Genomic DNA, 14063 nt, shown 5'->3' on the forward strand with positions numbered 1-14063 from the left:
CTATCACAAACGATACGCCTGTTTCTTTATCAGCCTTAAATACAACTCCTGATAATGTTTACTCATCTGACTAGCTGACAATTCTTCCTTAGCAGCTCTGCTTGCAATTGCGCCCATCTTATACAAGTCTCTATCTAAAAGCGAATCAAACTGTCCTATAAAATCACGCTGATCATCCTGTTTGTAGCTAAATCCATAACCTTTCTGAATTTCCAGCACCTCTAAATGTTGAGGAATATCACTTAGGAGCACCGGCAACCCCGATGCCATAGCCTCAAGAACTCCGTTAGGCATCCCTTCACTCTTACTGGCGGAAACATACAAATCACCTGCCTGAAGGTACTCATTTACATTAGTAATGTTACCTGTGAACATAACTCGTTTGTCATCAGCATACTTCTCACGAAGTCCGGCCAGATTCGGTCCATCTCCCATAAGAATCATGCAGATATCATCAGCATGGCTTGATTTCAAAATGCCTTCAATTGCAAATCCTTGATTCTTTCTATCAATGAACTGCCCTGTATACAAGATAATGTATTTATTACAAGATAGACCAAGTTGTTCCTTCATCGTTGCCTTTTTATCTGCATTGGCATACTCATACTTATCAATATCGATGCCATTACGGATAAACGCAAACTTCATCCCATATTTTTCAGAGTAAATCTTGGATAAACTTTTAGAGCAGGTCACAAAGGCTTCGCCCCTGTTAATCTGCTTTTGAATCAAAGTCATATCCTTGTAAGCAAGCAACGTTCCCAGTTGTTTACCATACTTGTCTGGATAATCCTGATAGCAGTAATTCCTCAAAGTAACTAAATGAACCGCCTCCTTATATCCAAGGCTCATGGTATATGGTGGCATACCCAGTCCATGAATCAGATCAGGCTTAATGATCTCCAGAAAAGCTGCCAGCTTCTTTTTACCTGTCACAATCGAATCAATCTTGCTCATGTTAAGGCAATAGAATTCAGGCACTACATCTAGGTACCTCTGTACCACTGAATTACCGAGGTCTTCCTGGAACAGTGTAACCACAATTGGCTGGAACATTGTCCGCTCCAGATTCTTGATTATATTTAATGTCTGATTCATCGGTCCGCTATTCTTGCACTGAGTAATCACGTAGGCCACCTTGTATTTCCCCTTAACCACCTCTGGTTTTGGAGCTGGTACCGGCGGAACATCCTTCTTCTTTACTGGAATCACATATAATCCACGTTTTCCTTCATGCACTGAATCAATGCAAACCTTATTTCCTTCCCGATTCCATCTGGGATGTAAATCACACCTGCAATCATTATCGTACTTGAACGGAGAGAATATTTTTGCAATCCTGACTGGTTGTTCCTGCTCCTCGGTACAAACATATACGAAAGCCATTCTCTTTCGATTCGGATATGAGTCTGTAATAACCATGCTACGATCTGGCGAGTAACTGCAATGCCCATCAGTCCTTAATCTTGGCCACAAGAGTCTAAATTCCTTTGTTTTATCCTTCATCAGGTAATAGTGGTCTCCAGTTTCCTTCTTCCGAAGGAACGACAGAATCTCCTGATCATTCTTCCAGAAGCAGTGTGACACGAAAACATCGTCAGAGAGGTTGTACATCTCAGTCCTATCAACGTTTACAGTCACCAGTCTAGTATGCTTTCTCCCCTTATCAAACCATCGGTGAAGTACCATAAACCGCTTACCGTTTGGACTAATCATAAGATGGTTAACCTTATGTTCTGCTCTGTTCATTGTTTCATCCGGCTCGAATGCTGCGAAATCGGTGTATTTAAAAAGTTCTACGACTTTGCCTGTATTTATTTCCATCTTCCATATGCAGCATTCGTCTGGGCATAGAATTCCCTTTGTCCTATCCTGTTGGTTCGCGTAACCATATCCCGGGCGCATTCGATGCAGTCGGTTGAAGTCCAAAGACAATGCAAAAGATCCATCACGTGCAACATCATATATTGGAAGGGGAAGGACCTTCTCCTCCACCATCTTCTCAACATCAAATACTACAGAACAGTACTTTCCATCACGAAAATCGTTGTAGATGAGATGGCTCATAAAATCTGGACCCATCCACTGTGCCATACAACTCTGCTGAACATTCCAAGAATGGGTTGAACCGACCTCGATGAGCTTGTTATTTTCTTCTGTATCAATCAGACATACAGTCCCTGGTACCTGCGGTGCAACGGATTTATATGTCTGCCTAACCCGAATGCAAATCATGTAACGGTCTGTCGCATCCCAAGGAGATTTATCGTAATAACCATAGAAATACTCATAACCATCATCCAAAGAGACACAGGTAATATCTCCCTCTGTCCTTGCCTTATCCCTGCTTGTGGTTCACTTACCACCTGATATACACGCTTTATTGCATGCTTCAAACCTGGAAATCGTTCTAATACTCTTTTGCCTGCCGCCTCAAATTCAATAAAACCCATCTGTCAAACCTCTTTCACAATGATTCAATGGTCCAGAGGTTCTTGCTATATTGGAATTAGGTCGTTCCCGCTGCGGGTAGTTTCAACCACTCACCAAAAATCTTATCCCATTTATCAGGCTGAAATGGCATAAAACCGCTAAAGTGATAAAAGGTCAGTTCCCCAAAATACACTTTTCCGTTAACCTCATATAAATCAACCCTGACATGTGCGAACCCCTTTGAAAGCTTCCTTGATAATTCAATCATCTCGTCAAATGTATTGGGCTTTTTTATCTGAGTAGATGCATTCGGATATTTCTGTTTGATACCCAGATGATTGAAATCCAAATCGAAAAAATCAAACTTCACATCATCAATACTCCTGTCGGAAGCTATATACAACGCCTTGGGCTCTCCATCAAAACAGAAGAACTTATAGTCTCGAAGTTCCCCCGTCTCGTCATCAATCAGATATGGCTCTGCAATTATCCGCGGTTTAATATTCTTATATGGCCATTCTCTTCCTATATAATAGAAATTCTGGCGTAAAGCTGCTGTGATTTTCTCTTTAGCAGCAGCTTTGTCCATCAGACTTTTGTCCTTTACAAGCACTATGCCCTCTGAATCATGTGTACATTTCAACACAAACTGATCCGGTAAAGAATCAAAATTTATATCATCAAAGCTGTCCCAAACACCAATGGTAGGTACGCAATACCCCCCCCCCCAATCAAATCATCACACACACCAAATTTCCAATCTTTATTTTCCTGTAATGAGCCAATCATTTTGTCAACATAAGCTTTTACCTCAAATTTATCCACAATCTTTCCATATTCGGGATTGCGATCATGAAGTTTCAGCCAGTTGAGCTTCTCATTATAGGTCGTGGGATTCTCCAAATTCGCAAACTTATAAAAATGTCCAAAGTAATTCAATTGAATATAAGCCCTATCCGGCAGCCATCGAAGTGCATACCGTAGTTTCTTAGCTATTCTATTACTGCTCATTTCCAATTCTCCTGAATAAATTTATCTATCATCTTAACTATCGCCAGTGGATTCTGATTCTTCCACGGTCTCAAACCATCTCTGCCTTCGTAAATCTTTTTGAAGCATTCACCGAGATCTTCTAATTCCAAATCCGTCATCAACACATAACCGTTAAGGCTAAACGCCTCATTATTCTGAATCTGGTGGTCATTAATATGTTCGTTATATCTCTCAAGCCTCGTAACCGTTATAACCTTCTTGCCAGCATTCAAGGCTTTCATAATAGAACCAGAGGCACCGTGGCTTACCACAATGTTCGCTTCATCAATTTTCTGTCCGAATTCTTCCGGTGTAATAAAATTCTTGTACTTATAATGCTGCGGTTTATAACTGCTCGCTCCTATCTGAGCAAATATTGGCTCAATCAGGGTTCCATCCTCATACAATTCATCCAACTTCTTAAACAATCGATCGAATTGATAATTTCTCGATCCCACGGTTATGAATATCACACATTTCCTCCCTACGGTTGCCTTTTAGTTCCTAAATCTCCATCTTCCACAAAATACACCATAGTCAAGTCAATACAAACAACCACCGTATATGGCTTTCTTATAATGTTTCACCTGTGTTTCCCACTGAACGATAAAGAGGTCAGAATGCTTCTCCATCATCTTTCCTGCTGTGGTAGCCATGTTGGCACGTCCGAAAGTCTCAATAAACACAAACTTCTTATTAAACAACACTGCCATCAGATAGAACGGATAAGCTACCATCGTGCCTGTGGTAATTACAAAATCCGGGCGTTCCTTAAACCATATTCTCATGGCTCTTACTCCGTTCACAATCATCTTCGGAAGCATTAGCTTGTCCTTTAGATCTGTTTGGATCATAAAGTACTTAGAATTCTCCGGAAACTGAGTCTTTTCAGTCACATAAAAACCATCATACTTATCTATCAAAGGTTGAAGTTTCTGCAACTGCTCCCAATGACCACCGGAAGAAGATACTAAACATAGCCTTGGTGCTCTATCGTATTTTGACATTTAATCTCTCCTAAACAAATCTCTCGTATAAACCTTATCCTCAACATCTCGCAGTACCTCATCAAAGCGGTTGGCTACAATCACGTCGCTTTGGCGCTTAAACTCCTCCATATTATTGACTACTAGGCTACCAAAAAACTTATCCCCATCTTTCAGCGTAGGCTCATACACAATAACAGTAGCGCCTTTTGCCTTGATACGCTTCATAACACCTTGGATACTACTTTGGCGGAAGTTGTCGCTGTTACTCTTCATAGTCAAACGGTACACACCAACAATGACTTCTTTTTCCTTTTCGCTGCTCCATTCCTCACTTGCCTCATAAGCACCTGCGATTTCCAGCACACGTTCAGCAATAAAATCTTTTCTCGTCTTGTTACTCTCAACGATTGCCTCAATCAAGTTCTCTGGCACATCCACATAGTTCGCCAGCAACTGCTTCGTGTCTTTCGGCAAACAGTAACCGCCATAACCAAAAGAGGGATTGTTATAGTGTTTACCAATGCGAGGATCAAGGCAAACACCATTAATGATCTGTTGTGTGTTCAGCCCTTTCATCTCTGCATAGGTATCCAGCTCATTAAAATAAGAAATTCTTAATGCTAGGTATGTATTCGCAAACAACTTAACCGCCTCTGCCTCGGTAAAGCCCATAAAAAGAGTATCTATATTTTTTTTGATTGCCCCTTCCTGTAAAAGCTGTGCGAAAGTACTCGCAGCCTTTACCAACCGTGCATTCTCCAGATCAGTTCCCACAATTATCCTGCTCGGAAACAAGTTATCATAAAGCGCCTTAGATTCACGCAAAAACTCCGGACTGAAAATGATATTATCACAATGGAATTTTTCCCTGACACTCGCCGTATATCCGACCGGAATGGTGCTCTTGATAACCATAATGGCCTCCGGATTATACTGGATGACCAGCTTAATAACAGCTTCGACCGCACTTGTGTCAAAAAAATTCTTCTTGCTGTCGTAATTCGTAGGTACAGCTATAACCACGAAATCAGCTTCCCTATATGCTGTCTCTGCATCCAGTGTGGCAGCCAGGTTTAGCTCCTTTTCAACTAGATATTTCTCGATATATTCATCCTGAACCGGGGACTTTTTGTTGTTTATCAATTCCACTTTTTCAGGTACGATATCTACTGCTGTTACCTCATGGTGTAAACTGAACAATACGCACAGGCTAAGACCTACATAGCCTGTACCAGCCACAGCAACCTTTAAATCCTTAAAATCTCTCATAGTCCTTTGCTCCTTCCCACACTGTGGGTATTCACCTACTACAAAACAATTCGGGAATTACATATAAAACGCTTTATACCATTCAGCGAACTTTCGCAATCCAATTCTCAGACTTGTACTCGGCTTAAATCCAAAATCGCGCTCAAATCCTGAAGTATCTGCATAAGTCACCGGCACATCACCAGGCTGCATCGGAACAAGTTCCTTGTGTGCATCAAAGTCGTAATCCTCCGGCAACACGCCTGCCCTTACCAGTTCTTCGCTCAAAATTTGCACAAAATCCAATAGGTTCTCCGGATTGTTATTTCCAATGTTGTAAACAGCATATGGCGGCAACGGTAAACCATCATCTCCAGTCACTTTATCCGGTGCCTTTTGCATCACACGGACAACACCTGCAACGATATCATCGACATATGTAAAATCACGCTTGCAGTTACCATAATTGAAAATCTGTATAGCCTTACCTTCCCGCAGCTTATTTGTAAAACCAAAATATGCCATATCTGGACGGCCAGCGGGACCATAAACGGTGAAGAATCGTAAACCGGTTGACGGAATATTATACAGTTTGGAATAGGCATGTGCCAGAAGCTCATTACTCTTCTTTGTTGCCGCATAAAGACTTACTGGATTGTCCACTTTGTCATCTGTACTGTACGGAACCTTCTTATTGGAACCGTAGACACTCGAAGAGCTTGCATAAATAAAATGCTCCACACCGGTCATTCGATCATCGTAAGAATGACGGCACGCTTCCAAAATATTATAGAAACCGATCACGTTGCTTTCCATATATGCATCCGGGTTTGTGATGCTATACCTCACACCCGCTTGTGCTGCCAGATTAACAACTACCTGTGGCTTATACTCTTCAAAGATTTCAGTAATGGTTGTCTTATCAGCAATATTCCCTTTCATAAAAATAGAAGACGGATAAGTCGACATTTCTTCAAGTCGTGTCTCCTTCAGTCGAATATCATAATATTCATTCATATTATCAATGCCAATAACGGTCACGCCCTCCACATTATCGCACAAACGTTTCACCAAATTGCTACCGATAAACCCGGCAGCACCAGTGACCAATATTGTCTTGCCTTTCAATTCCACACAACCCATAATCAGCTGCTCCAATCTTTTAATTTCTTATATTTATAAAAGCCATGATTATCACAAGATATCCACAGCAACCGAAACATGCACTGAATGATGTCCTAGTTGACACGAGTTGCTTTCTATGCCGCCTTCGTGACTCAGAATTTTCTTGCAAGTATTCGTCCATAAATATAACCAACAAAAAAATCTCAAAGTTTCAATCCATCCGAAGCAAATTCCACCCCCATCACATCGCCCCTCTCCTCAACAAAACCACCCCCACCGTCTTCACCAAAATCCTCACATCCAATCCAATCGACCACCCCACAATATACTCCCGATCCAACCTCACCACTTCCTCAAAGTCCGTAATATCGCTCCTCCCGCTCACCTGCCACATCCCGGTGATCCCCGGCTTCGTCGCCAGCCTCACCCTATGCCGTAAATCATATTTCTCCCACTCATCCACCGTCGGCGGCCTGGTCCCCACCAGGCTCATATCTCCTTTCAGCACATTCCAAAACTGCGGGAACTCATCAATGGAGTATTTCCGTATAATCCCCCCAATTCCCTTCTCTCCCCCAATAATCCTGGGATCATTGTCAATCTTGAACATCATCCCGCCCTTCACGCGGTTCTGTTCCATCAGTTCCTTCTTCCGCTTCTCCGCATCCATATACATGCTGCGGAATTTATACAATTTAAACTTCTTCCCGTTCTTCCCCACCCGCACCTGCGAAAAAAATATCGGTCCGGGGGATTTTATGTAAATACAGGGGGCCACCACGACGTACAGGAGTCCTGTGATCAGACATCCCACCACGCCGCCCGCAATATCCATGGTCCGCTTCAAAAACGCCTGCTTCCAGCTTGCCATATTAATACTGCTGGTCAGCACCGTATAAGTGCCGATCCGCTCCACATGGTGTTTTTTCCCGCTTAACTTGGCAACTTCCACCAGCTTTAAATGAACCGTCACGCCCATCTCAATAAAGTCGTTGAGCAGCTCCTGGGGCAGCGGTATCTCCTCCGGCAGGTTGACAAATATCTCGTCCACCCACTCCCGGCAGACGTATTCGGCCACCGTTTCACCGTTGGCAACCACCGCCACTCCCCTGTAAGTCTTTTCATTATTTTTGTCATCGTCAATCAGGGCCACCCCTACAACCTGGAAGCCCTCGTAATTGTTGGCGAGTATATTTTGTACCACGGTGTCCACCATGGTTCTGGAGGTCAGAATCAAAAGGGACCATTTTCCCCTCGCTCCCACTCCCCTGGCTTTCAGCCAGCGTTTCCACCCGATTCTGGCGGCGTAGGTGAACGCCAGATAGATCACGCCGGTCAGCACCAGCGTCAGGCGCGAATAGTTCTCCCCCTTCTGCGTGGCAAACAGATAAAATGCCCCGATGAGAATTACCAGACACACATGTTTGACTGCACTCGAAAATTCGCGGTAATACCCCCGCTTCAACACATTTTTAAAGCTCTCGCCAAAAAACGTCACAAATATCTGGATCAGCACAAAAACAAAGGCCATATTGCAGTAGAGCTGGTGCACATAGGGCCAGCCAAATCCATGGCGCAGCCAATAGGCCGCGACGTAGGCCGCCTGCAGACAAAATCCGTCAAGCAGGGTGAAGTCCCAGTGCTTCAGCCAGCCACGATCCGCTTTTCTATACATTTTTCATCACTACCCTTTTTCTCTCCCGTAAAACGCTCCCACATACCGAGAAACCAAAGGGAGACCTCAAGGCCCCCTCTGGCCCTCTGCGCATCTGCGCTGATGTCAAATTCTTGTAATTACTTCTTGTAAACCACAGAAAGTGTACCGGAACCGGGGATGTTCACCGCCACGGTCTTGGTAACCGGATCTACTTTCAGTGCGGGAAGCAGAGTCCACTGTCCCGTAACGTTGTTGTAGAACAGAACTTCCACATTGGTCAGTCCCTCTACCAGGTTCGGCACATACAGAGATACCTCTGCCGCTGTGTCCTTGACCGCTCCGGTGGCCGCATCCTTGGTCACGATTGCATGGGTGCCGGTCAGCGCATTGTAACCGCTCACGTCCACGCCCTGAATGACCTCGCTTAAGGCCTTTCCGGCGTTGATATCGTTGATCGCAGCTACAACGTTCTCCGGAAGTCCCGCGGTAGCGGATCCCGGATCCTTTGCGAATCCGATGGCGATATCGCCTACAACCGCCTCGCCCTTGGAGTTAACCGTTACCGGTACTCCGGTTGTGGTTACGGTGTCCACGGCCACGCCGATGGTGCTTCCGTTGGGTGCGGCACTGGTGGTCGCTCCGGTGGTCTTGACGCCGGTGGAAGACACCGTAACGGTGCTCTCGGACTTGGTGCTGCTTGTGGTTGTGGTGGTGGTCGCTGAGCTTCCGCCGTCATCACTGGATGAACTGCTGGATGCGAATACACACATCGGCTGGGAAGCCAGAGCCGCCGCCAGGATTAAAGCAGCAACGCTTTTCTTTTTCATAGCTTTTCCTCTCCTTTCTACTATGATTATTTATCCAATAAACAGCATAAATGCTGGTTATTGCCTCATCACTCGATCTCCCGGTAAAATAAATCCAGGATCACGGGGATCATGGCCTCCTGATCCACATAGAACTCGTCGTAGCGGGCGGTGGTCACGCCGCTGCCGGGCAGGGTATAGAAATCGCCGGAACCCAGCTGCTGGGTGTTCAACACGTCCAGGGCCGCCTTCAGGTACTGGTCTTTTTGCATATCCGTCACCATGTGATCCTGAATGCTGTCCAGCAGGCGGATCAGAATACTGTCGTCCTCCGCTGCTTTTGTCTTGAGGGCGGCGAAAAAGCCCTCCATATATTGCTGGTGCCGGTCCATCCGAAACAGGGCCGTGTTATCCTGGTGAATGTCCCGGTAGCGCACAAAGGTTTCCGCCTGCTTCCCCTTCAGGGTTACGGTCTCCCCCAGCTTAAGCTCCGGATCGCGTGTGGCAAGCCCCGGCTCCTCAATGGTCACCGTGACCCCTCCCACGCCGTCGTTGAGCACGGAAATGCTGTCGGTGTCCACCGCCATATAGTGGTCAATGGTTAAGCCGCCCAAAAGCTCGGATACGGCCTCCACCGTGTACTCACAGCTGAGTTCCCGCCCATCTCCGTAGGCGTAGGCTAATGTGAGGTGCTGTACGTCCTTGCCCAGCACATTTCCGCTCAGATCCGTCAGCGTGATGCGCGTCATGGTATCCCGGGGAATCATCAGGATTTTCACCGTATTTCTGGCGGTATCCTGGGCCAGCAGAAACAGCCCGTCCGACTGCCCGCCGAAGCCGGTGGTCGTCTTCTCCCCCAGCCCGGAGCGGTCCACCCCGATGCACAGGATAGCTTTCACATAGGAGTTGCGCCGGTATTTTTTGCCGCCGTATTCGATTACATTTTCTGCCAGAAACTGTTCCGGCTCCTCAAGGCTGTGCTGCCGGGCGGCGATCTCCGCCTCCTGGGCTTTGCGCTGGCGGTACAGGTGAACCGTGACCCCCGCGGCCCCCGCCAAAAGGACCACGCCCAATACCGCGGCGGCAGCCTTAAACCGTTTCCATTTTCGACCGCGGTCATTCATGCCGGTCACCCTTCCGTAATCTCGCTCTTATCGTATTTTGCGTATTTCTCGTAGCGGGAGTATTTCCCGTATTTGCCGTAGCGCGTGTAATAGCCGTAGCTGTTATACTCCGGATCGATCTTGTTGAGCACCACGCCCAGAATCCGGCAGCCGCTCTTCTCCAGCTGGTTTTTGACCCGCTGCTCCAGGCGGTAGCTGACCGCTCCGCTCTCCACCACCATCACCGCCCCGTCGCACTGGCGGCCCACGATGGCGCCGTCAATCAGGTTCCCCATAGGGGGCGTGTCGATAATCAGATAATCGTACTCCTGACGCATCTGCCGGATCAGCGCGCCAAACAGCTCCTCCTCCAACAGCTCCGCCGGGTTGGGCGAATAAGGGCCGGAGAAGATCATGTGGAGATTCTCAACGCTGGTGGCATAGCGGATCTCCTCCAGGGGCTTCTGTCCGCTCAGATACTGGGACAGGCCGCAGACCTCATCCTCCAGCTGATACCGGGATACGAGCACGGACTTTCGGATATCCGCGTCGATTAGCAGCACCCGCTTGCCGATCTGGGCCAGGGAGGAGGCCAGGGCAAACGCCATATCACTCTTTCCCTCGTCGGGCAGAGCGCTGGTCATCATAATCACCCGGATGCCGCTCCCGCAGAACTGGATATTGGTTCTCAGCGTCTTGATCGCTTCATTATAATGGTAGTCATCCTTCATGCTCCGGTTCAGAGCAACCGTCTGTCTCATCGGACTTTTTCCTCCCTTTTCTTCTTCCTGGATCTTCCGGAAGGGGTCTGAGTCTTTTTGCGGGACTTGGAGGACACCATAGCTTCCTTGTCCTCCGGAGTCTCCCCCTTACGCGCAGGCACAGAGGCCAGAACGGTCAGGCCCAGGTACCGGGTCACATCCTCCTCCGTCCGGACGGTGTCGTTTAACACCACCCGCGCCGTGACAAAACCGCACACCAGCAGCACGCCCAAGAACCCTCCGATCAGGGCGTTCTTCGTGTTGCTGGGGCTCGTCTTTAAGAGGGGCACCTCGCCGTCCTCAATCAGCTTGGGCGGCACCATCTCCATGATATCTCCCACGTAATCCGAGGCGGTGGCGGCAACCTTATCCGCAATGGCCTTTGCCATCTGCGGGTCCGGGTCCATCACGCTGATGGACAGAATCCGGTTGTCCGCCGGGTTGTCGATGGTGATCTTTTTCTTCAAATCTTTATAGGTAGTGTTCAGCTCCAGCCCCTCGATCACATCCTCCAACACAGGGCGGCTGGTCACAATGATCTTGTAATCCTTTGTCAGCTGGCTTCCGATCTGCAGGTCGGCCAGGGACGTCAGCGTGGTCTCTTTGGAGAGAATGTACACCATCGCGGTGGACGTGTACTGCGGTGTCAGCACAAACGCGCTGAACGCGCCCGCAGCTCCGGCGCACAAAACCGCCACCCCAAGGATGACCCATATTTTTCGTTTCAGTTCCATGAACAGCTCGAAAAGGTCAATCTCAATCTCTTCATTGTCATTCATATACGTTTCCATCTCTTATGTACCTACCCCATTCTCTCATTTTTCATAATCGCAAGTGGGTTGTCCCACACCATGGCCCGCAGCCGGCGCTCCCCCACATGCTTTTGCAGCCATGCCATGGGCTTTTCCAGATCGGGCTTGCGGTAGTCCACCCGGTGCATATCCGTGGCCAACAGATGGATACAGCCGCCCTCCACCTTTTTCCTGCACCACCTCACGCCGGGATCCCAAAACGGACCTGCAAGGCTGTCATAATTCATCTGCATACGGCAGTCGCACTGGACCAGCTCCCGGAAGTTACCTTCATCCCGCAGGCACAGATAGCGCTCCACATGGGCCAGCACCGGCACATACCGGGCCATAATCAGCTTGCGGACTCCTTGGTAGAGCTGCCGGTAGGACACGCCCGGGTCGAATTCAACCAGCACATACCGGCTGCCCGCCAGCGTCAGCGCCTGGCCACTCTTCAAGGCCTCTGCCAAACCCTCATAATAATAGGTCTCATGACCCGGCAGTATTTCAAAATCTCCGTAAATCGCCTGGGCCCTGGCGTTCAGCCGGTCCGCCAGCTCTGCCAGCCCCCCGCTCCCTCTTCTTCTGGAATAATGGGGCGTGGCGATGATTCGGCGGATCCCCTGGCGGTATGCCATGGACAGCATTGTCTCAGACTCTTCCATGCCGCGGGATCCGTCGTCCACGCCCGGAAGGATATGTGCATGGATATCAATCAATTCCATTTGGTTACTCCTTTAACTTCTGACCGGAGTATCTTCGGTACAGGTTGTCAAGATAAGGAATCATATTCCTCGCCCACGGATATTCCGGCATATAGGTCCCGGAATATGCGTTCAGAAACGCAGGCTGCTCCCTTATGAATTCATAAAAATCGCAGATAAACCGGTCGGTGTCAACCGCATAGCTGCCCCGCCTTTTGATGACAATATCCGCGATCTCATATTCTACCAGCGTCCTGTGAAGCCTGTGGTACACAACCCGCAACGTATTTCTGGCACGGGTTTCCTCCGAATTTTCATAGAGCAGATACGCCATCTGTGCCAGAGAAACGCTGCTGCCCTTTTTCTCCACCAGCACCGCCAGCATCTCTTTTGCTTTGCCACTCGGGAAGTAAACAATCCTGCCATCCACGTATACATCAAAGCCGTCAAAGGTCTTGACATACACCCGTCTTTCCCCTCTATTCATCTCTACACCTCATTATGTGTAAATAATTGTGGCCTTTCGTGTAACGGTATATCATGACGTTGGATACAGAAACGTTATATTTTAGTTACAAACGCAGCCGGTTTCACCCATAAATTGTATTTCTTTTAATATTTGTACTTTTTTGTAAAAAATACGTTTTTTTGCATGAAAAAAAGAAGATGCGTCTTTAAAAAGGTCACAATACTTTGATTTGGTATCCGCCTGCCATTATATCTGAAATCCGAACAGAACATTCTCCCCCCGGCCCCGCCTGCGGCTGATTGCATCAAAAAAAGACATAACCACAATTCCTGACTGTGGTTATGTCTTCCCATCGTTCCCCTGTTTGCTCCGGCTACGAGTCCCCCTCGTGGTCCGGCAGCTGGTTTTCATCGTAATATTTTCTCAGCAGATTGGACAGCGTCACCTCCGCCCAACTGTACTCCGGCATATACTCGCCGAGAAAAAAATTGCTGCTCCCCTCTGTGCGCGCTTCCATCTCATAACTGTCACACAGAATCCGGCTGCAGTCGACCGCGTAAATCCCTCTTCCTCTTTTTAAAATATCCTCGATCTCATAACTCTTAAGCGTTTTGGTCAGGCGGTTAAACGCCGTGTGAACCAAACGTTTGGCCTTTCGGATATCCTTTTCATTCTCGAACAGATTTTCCGCTAACTGACTCAGGGGCACAAACCTGCCTTTCCGATCCACCAGAAATGCAAGCAGTTCTTTGGCCTTTGCGCTGGAAAAATAGACCATCTTTCCATCTTTATACAGATCAAATCCATCGAACGTCTTGATATACACTTTTCCTGAAACATTTTTATACATCCACAAACACACCCCTGTCAACATACTCGTTCTGTCAACACTCTACTGTCATGTATTGATTATACCATATAATATACGCTTTGGGGATGACACCC

General features: G+C 47.4%; 16 protein-coding genes. All 16 read right to left on the bottom strand.

The features are described 5' to 3' along the window. Window positions 1-3: 3 nt before the first annotated feature. Entirely contained in the window at window positions 4-2094 is a 2091-nt protein-coding gene (locus ACK2JC_RS03060) for a glycosyltransferase family 4 protein (protein ID WP_368274809.1), read from the bottom strand. Window positions 2095-2231: 137 nt separating this feature from the next. Next, window positions 2232-2453: a hypothetical protein gene (locus tag ACK2JC_RS03065; protein WP_368272078.1), complete on the bottom strand. Its 222-nt coding sequence runs from the start codon at window positions 2451-2453 to the stop codon at window positions 2232-2234. A gap of 56 nt (window positions 2454-2509) precedes the next feature. Beyond that, a complete protein-coding gene (locus tag ACK2JC_RS03070) occupies window positions 2510-3136 on the bottom strand; it encodes an ATP-grasp fold amidoligase family protein (protein ID WP_330407376.1) in 627 nt (208 codons plus the stop codon). Then, a complete protein-coding gene (locus ACK2JC_RS03075) occupies window positions 3106-3444 on the bottom strand; it encodes a hypothetical protein (RefSeq protein ID WP_242956307.1) in 339 nt (112 codons plus the stop codon). The genes ACK2JC_RS03070 and ACK2JC_RS03075 overlap by 31 nt, the downstream gene beginning before the upstream one ends. Next, window positions 3441-3938, bottom strand: coding sequence for a glycosyltransferase (locus ACK2JC_RS03080; protein ID WP_368272075.1), 498 nt, complete (start codon window positions 3936-3938; stop codon window positions 3441-3443). The genes ACK2JC_RS03075 and ACK2JC_RS03080 overlap by 4 nt, the downstream gene beginning before the upstream one ends. A gap of 69 nt (window positions 3939-4007) precedes the next feature. Beyond that, entirely contained in the window at window positions 4008-4472 is a 465-nt protein-coding gene (gene pssD / locus ACK2JC_RS03085) for a PssD/Cps14F family polysaccharide biosynthesis glycosyltransferase (protein WP_411338451.1), read from the bottom strand. After that, window positions 4473-5723 carry a nucleotide sugar dehydrogenase gene (locus tag ACK2JC_RS03090; RefSeq protein WP_092363047.1) on the bottom strand — a complete coding sequence of 417 codons (1251 nt, stop codon included), beginning with the start codon at window positions 5721-5723 and terminating at the stop codon, window positions 4473-4475. It lies immediately after the preceding gene. Between the two features lie 57 nt (window positions 5724-5780). After that, the gene (locus ACK2JC_RS03095) at window positions 5781-6830 is read right to left on the bottom strand and encodes an NAD-dependent epimerase/dehydratase family protein (RefSeq protein ID WP_368272080.1); all 1050 of its coding nucleotides are present in this window, start codon (window positions 6828-6830) and stop codon (window positions 5781-5783) included. A gap of 238 nt (window positions 6831-7068) precedes the next feature. Then, complete coding sequence (locus tag ACK2JC_RS03100) at window positions 7069-8502, bottom strand: sugar transferase (RefSeq protein ID WP_320937260.1); 1434 nt, start codon at window positions 8500-8502, stop codon at window positions 7069-7071. Between the two features lie 119 nt (window positions 8503-8621). Further along, the gene (locus ACK2JC_RS03105; RefSeq protein ID WP_007710894.1) at window positions 8622-9311 is read right to left on the bottom strand and encodes a hypothetical protein; all 690 of its coding nucleotides are present in this window, start codon (window positions 9309-9311) and stop codon (window positions 8622-8624) included. Window positions 9312-9379: 68 nt separating this feature from the next. Further along, the gene (locus ACK2JC_RS03110) at window positions 9380-10414 is read right to left on the bottom strand and encodes an LCP family protein (RefSeq protein WP_007710893.1); all 1035 of its coding nucleotides are present in this window, start codon (window positions 10412-10414) and stop codon (window positions 9380-9382) included. Window positions 10415-10419: 5 nt separating this feature from the next. Beyond that, the gene (locus ACK2JC_RS03115) at window positions 10420-11154 is read right to left on the bottom strand and encodes a CpsD/CapB family tyrosine-protein kinase (RefSeq protein ID WP_107436369.1); all 735 of its coding nucleotides are present in this window, start codon (window positions 11152-11154) and stop codon (window positions 10420-10422) included. Beyond that, entirely contained in the window at window positions 11151-11945 is a 795-nt protein-coding gene (locus ACK2JC_RS03120; protein WP_368272073.1) for a YveK family protein, read from the bottom strand. Before ACK2JC_RS03120 ends, ACK2JC_RS03115 begins: the two co-directional genes overlap by 4 nt. 11 nt (window positions 11946-11956) lie before the next feature. Beyond that, window positions 11957-12670: a CpsB/CapC family capsule biosynthesis tyrosine phosphatase gene (locus ACK2JC_RS03125; RefSeq protein ID WP_320937261.1), complete on the bottom strand. Its 714-nt coding sequence runs from the start codon at window positions 12668-12670 to the stop codon at window positions 11957-11959. Between the two features lie 4 nt (window positions 12671-12674). Further along, window positions 12675-13136 carry a hypothetical protein gene (locus ACK2JC_RS03130; RefSeq protein ID WP_092363033.1) on the bottom strand — a complete coding sequence of 154 codons (462 nt, stop codon included), beginning with the start codon at window positions 13134-13136 and terminating at the stop codon, window positions 12675-12677. Window positions 13137-13491: 355 nt separating this feature from the next. Next, on the bottom strand, window positions 13492-13968 hold the full coding sequence (locus ACK2JC_RS03135; RefSeq protein ID WP_007710886.1) for a hypothetical protein: 477 nt from the start codon (window positions 13966-13968) through the stop codon (window positions 13492-13494). Window positions 13969-14063: the final 95 nt, after the last annotated feature.

The organism is Enterocloster lavalensis, from assembly GCF_046603895.1.
Lineage (GTDB): Bacteria > Bacillota > Clostridia > Lachnospirales > Lachnospiraceae > Enterocloster > Enterocloster lavalensis.

What these genes read in the sequence shown, in the direction of transcription:
- ACK2JC_RS03125 (WP_320937261.1), bottom strand. Translation starts at nt 12,670, where the DNA reads ATGGAATTGATTGATATCCATGCACATATCCTTCCGGGCGTGGACGAC.
- ACK2JC_RS03065 (WP_368272078.1), bottom strand. Translation starts at nt 2,453, where the DNA reads ATGGGTTTTATTGAATTTGAGGCGGCAGGCAAAAGAGTATTAGAACGA.
- ACK2JC_RS03060 (WP_368274809.1), bottom strand. Translation starts at nt 2,094, where the DNA reads ATGGCACAGTGGATGGGTCCAGATTTTATGAGCCATCTCATCTACAAC.
- ACK2JC_RS03115 (WP_107436369.1), bottom strand. Translation starts at nt 11,154, where the DNA reads ATGAGACAGACGGTTGCTCTGAACCGGAGCATGAAGGATGACTACCAT.
- ACK2JC_RS03120 (WP_368272073.1), bottom strand. Translation starts at nt 11,945, where the DNA reads ATGGAAACGTATATGAATGACAATGAAGAGATTGAGATTGACCTTTTC.
- ACK2JC_RS03130 (WP_092363033.1), bottom strand. Translation starts at nt 13,136, where the DNA reads ATGAATAGAGGGGAAAGACGGGTGTATGTCAAGACCTTTGACGGCTTT.
- ACK2JC_RS03090 (WP_092363047.1), bottom strand. Translation starts at nt 5,723, where the DNA reads ATGAGAGATTTTAAGGATTTAAAGGTTGCTGTGGCTGGTACAGGCTAT.
- ACK2JC_RS03110 (WP_007710893.1), bottom strand. Translation starts at nt 10,414, where the DNA reads ATGAATGACCGCGGTCGAAAATGGAAACGGTTTAAGGCTGCCGCCGCG.
- ACK2JC_RS03100 (WP_320937260.1), bottom strand. Translation starts at nt 8,502, where the DNA reads ATGTATAGAAAAGCGGATCGTGGCTGGCTGAAGCACTGGGACTTCACC.
- ACK2JC_RS03135 (WP_007710886.1), bottom strand. Translation starts at nt 13,968, where the DNA reads ATGTATAAAAATGTTTCAGGAAAAGTGTATATCAAGACGTTCGATGGA.
- ACK2JC_RS03105 (WP_007710894.1), bottom strand. Translation starts at nt 9,311, where the DNA reads ATGAAAAAGAAAAGCGTTGCTGCTTTAATCCTGGCGGCGGCTCTGGCT.
- ACK2JC_RS03075 (WP_242956307.1), bottom strand. Translation starts at nt 3,444, where the DNA reads ATGAGCAGTAATAGAATAGCTAAGAAACTACGGTATGCACTTCGATGG.
- pssD (WP_411338451.1), bottom strand. Translation starts at nt 4,472, where the DNA reads ATGTCAAAATACGATAGAGCACCAAGGCTATGTTTAGTATCTTCTTCC.